We start from the raw sequence: 3,005 nt of genomic DNA on the forward strand, positions 1-3,005 counted from the left end.
TACATGTGCGCGAGCCCTGCGTACTCCGGCGTCTGCGTGAACGCCCCGTTGCGCACATTGATCTCGAGGGTGGCGATGGGCACCCCGTGGTTCTCCACCACGATCACTTCCATGCCATTGGTGAGCAGCTTGCGGCGCAACACCTTCTCGAGCTCGGCGCGGGATTGGGCATGAAGCAGCGCAGGAGCGGCGATTAATGAGCCGGCAGCAACCAGGGCCGCAGCGAGTCGCCATCGGGAGAATCGGCGTACGAGTCGCGAGGATATGGTCGAATGAGCGGTCATGTGCGAACGAGAAAGGGACGCGCGTCGAAGGGTGCGGAGACTGCCCCGTCTCAGCATAACGAGGTCCTCCTTGCTGCGGTTCGGGAAGGGTCGTCGCTGCAGTCACTCATTGGCAGATGTGGTCACATGTGACTACATTTCAGGATGCGCACCGTGGGCATCCGTGAGCTCAAGGCTCACCTCAGTCGCGTTCTGCGCGACGTGCAGAACGGCGAAACCGTGCTGGTGACGGACCGCGGCCGGGTAATCGCCGAGCTTCGCCAACCGGGGCTGTCGGGCCCAGCGTTGTCGCCGGTGGAACAGAAGCTGGCTTCCATGGCCGCGAAGGGGGTGCTCAAGCTGGCCGAGCGACCCAAGTGGCATTACGACGCGAGCCCGGTCCAGCTCCCGCCGGGTACGGCCGCGCAGCTTCTCACCGAAGACCGCGACGAACGATGAGACGGGGTTCGTGATCCTCGAGCGAACGGTTTATCTCGAATCGAGCGCCCTCCTCGCGTGGTTGTTCGGTGAACCGGTATCCGGCGACGCCATCCGGACAACGGTGAACGACGCGCATCGGGTCGTGACGTCGGCATTGACGCTCGTGGAGTGTCATCGTGCGATTCACCGGGCAGCGAGTACGGCGCGGCTCAGCCACATCGAGGCCCTCGCCCTGAAGCAGTATCTTTCGGAGCTTGTGGACAGCTGGCTCGTCGTCTCCCTCGACGATCCCGTGCTCGATCGTGCGTCGGGACCGTTCGCGGGCCCCATCATCCGCACACTCGACGCGCTGCATGTTGCCTCAGCCCTGGAGTTGGCGAGAGAGTTCGGCCCCATCGAACTCATCTCACTCGACGAGCGCGTCCGTGCCTGTGCCGTCGCGTCCGGGCTCACCGTGACGCCGACCCTGATCTGACCGATGACCCTTCCTGCTGCGCTTTCGACGCTCGACGCCTCGCGGCTGTCCGCCAACGCCCCACTCGCCCCGTACACCACGTTCCAGATCGGCGGCCCCGCCGACTGGCTGTACGAGGCGACCAGTGCCGACGATCTCGCGGCGGCGATCACCGCCGCGCGTGACTCGGGAATGCCGTGGTTCGTGCTGGGGCTCGGCGCCAATGTGCTCATCGGCGACCGGGGGGTCCGCGGGCTGGTGATCCGCAACCGGGCCGCAGCGCATACGATGAGTGAAGACGGCGTGCTCTGGAGCGAGAGCGGCGCCGTCATTCAGGATCTGGTGCTGGACACGGTGCGGGCCGGCTGGTCGGGGCTGGAGCACTACATCGGCATCCCCAGTACGGTGGGCGGGGCGCTCTGGCAGAACCTGCATTTCCTCTCGCCGGCGCCCGAGCGGGAGCGCACGATGTTCATCAGTGAAGCGTTCCGCGACTGCGAGATCCTGTCGCAGGAGGGGGATCGCCGGGTGGTGGACGCCAGCTACATCCAGTTCGGGTACGACGACACGGTGTTCCACCATCGCCGCGACGTGGTGCTGAGCGCCCGCTTTCAGCTGACCGCGGGGGACCCGTTCCGCCTGCACCAGATCCTGCAGGAGAACCTGAGCTGGCGCGGCTCGCGCCACCCGTGGCTGGGGATCCACCCGAGCGCCGGCTCGATCTTCCAGAAAATCGAAGGCGTGGGCGCCGGACGCCTCATCGACCAGTGCGGCCTCAAGGGCTTCCGCGTGGGTGACGCGCAGATCTCGCATATCCACGCGAACATCCTGGTGAACCTGGGGCACGCCACGGCCGCCGACGTGCGGGCGCTGATTGCGCACGCGCAGGCGGCGGTACGGGAGAAGTTCGGCTACGAACTGACGCCGGAAATCGGGTTCATCGGGGAATTCTAGGGGGCGTTCCTCTCGCGTTTCCGCAGGGCGGAGTCCCGTGCGTGGTTAGGGGCGTCTCTTGGGGCGTAGTCCCGAGCGTGGTTGGGGGCGTGGTTGGCGCGTAGGCGGGGCGTCGTTGTGGGCGTCCTTTTCGCGTGGTCCGGGGCGTTTCCTACGCGCGATCGACTACGCGTTGGCACAAACGCGTTGGCACGAACGCATTGGAACTGACGCGTTGGAAAGGACGCGGAGAGGCGCGTGCGACTACGCCGGCACCAACGCTCCTACGCGGGCACCTACGCCCCCACCCTCGCGACGGCCGAAGGCCCGTCGCCCGTAGTTGCCCGCGTCGGCGCCAGCGCCCCTCCGCGTTTGTGCCAATGCGTTCGTGCCAACGCGTCAGTTCCAACGCGTTTTCGCCAACGCGTAGGCGATCGCGCGTAGGAAAACGCCCGGGACCACGCGAAAAACACGCCCACAGCCACGCGCGGGACCGCGCCTAAACCACGCGCGGGACCGCGCCTGAACCACGCAGCAACCCCTCCTTCTCTCCCCGTGTCGAAACGGAAGCCCGCCCTCGTCCGTACCCTCGGCAGGCCCCCCACCCTCGACACCTCCCGACGTGCTCCGTCGTTTTCCTTTTGTAGCCCTGCTGGTCTCCCTGCTCACGCTCCTCGCCCCGCCGGCATCTGCCCAGCAGGTGGACGTGATCCGCGGCCGCGTGACCGGCGAAACCAATGAACCGCTCGAGAATGTGCAGGTGGTCATCACCTCCCTCTCGGGCAATGTGAATCGCACCGCGCGCACCGACCGGGCCGGCCGATTCACCGTCACCTTCCCCAACGGCGACGGCGACTACATGGTCACCATCGCCGCCGTCGGCTACGCCCAGAAGCGCTTCGAAGTGAAGCGCG

At 66.6% G+C, this 3,005-nt stretch carries 4 protein-coding genes and 1 pseudogene; 4 read left to right on the plus strand and 1 reads right to left on the minus strand.

From position 1 onward, the window contains the following. Positions 1-284 (minus strand): annotated as a pseudogene (locus tag ACIQ6O_RS15540) (hypothetical protein); the annotation flags it as partial. Between the two features lie 144 nt (positions 285-428). Here ACIQ6O_RS15540 and ACIQ6O_RS15545 point away from each other — a divergent pair. From ACIQ6O_RS15545 to ACIQ6O_RS15560, 4 genes are all read left to right on the plus strand, one after another. Next, on the plus strand, positions 429-722 hold the full coding sequence (locus ACIQ6O_RS15545) for a type II toxin-antitoxin system Phd/YefM family antitoxin (protein ID WP_396208688.1): 294 nt from the start codon (positions 429-431) through the stop codon (positions 720-722). Between the two features lie 10 nt (positions 723-732). After that, the gene (locus ACIQ6O_RS15550) at positions 733-1,179 is read left to right on the plus strand and encodes a type II toxin-antitoxin system VapC family toxin (RefSeq protein ID WP_396208689.1); all 447 of its coding nucleotides are present in this window, start codon (positions 733-735) and stop codon (positions 1,177-1,179) included. A 3-nt stretch (positions 1,180-1,182) separates the two neighbouring features. Beyond that, the gene (murB, locus tag ACIQ6O_RS15555) at positions 1,183-2,112 is read left to right on the plus strand and encodes a UDP-N-acetylmuramate dehydrogenase (protein WP_396208690.1); all 930 of its coding nucleotides are present in this window, start codon (positions 1,183-1,185) and stop codon (positions 2,110-2,112) included. Between the two features lie 601 nt (positions 2,113-2,713). Beyond that, positions 2,714-3,005, plus strand: a 292-nt coding sequence (locus tag ACIQ6O_RS15560; protein WP_396208691.1) for a carboxypeptidase-like regulatory domain-containing protein, incomplete at its 3' end; no start/stop codon positions are given.

It is taken from the genome of Gemmatimonas sp., assembly GCF_044345575.1.
Taxonomy (GTDB): Bacteria; Gemmatimonadota; Gemmatimonadetes; order Gemmatimonadales; family Gemmatimonadaceae; genus Gemmatimonas.

What these genes read in the sequence shown, in the direction of transcription:
- ACIQ6O_RS15545 (WP_396208688.1), top strand. Translation starts at nt 429, where the DNA reads ATGCGCACCGTGGGCATCCGTGAGCTCAAGGCTCACCTCAGTCGCGTT.
- murB (WP_396208690.1), top strand. Translation starts at nt 1,183, where the DNA reads ATGACCCTTCCTGCTGCGCTTTCGACGCTCGACGCCTCGCGGCTGTCC.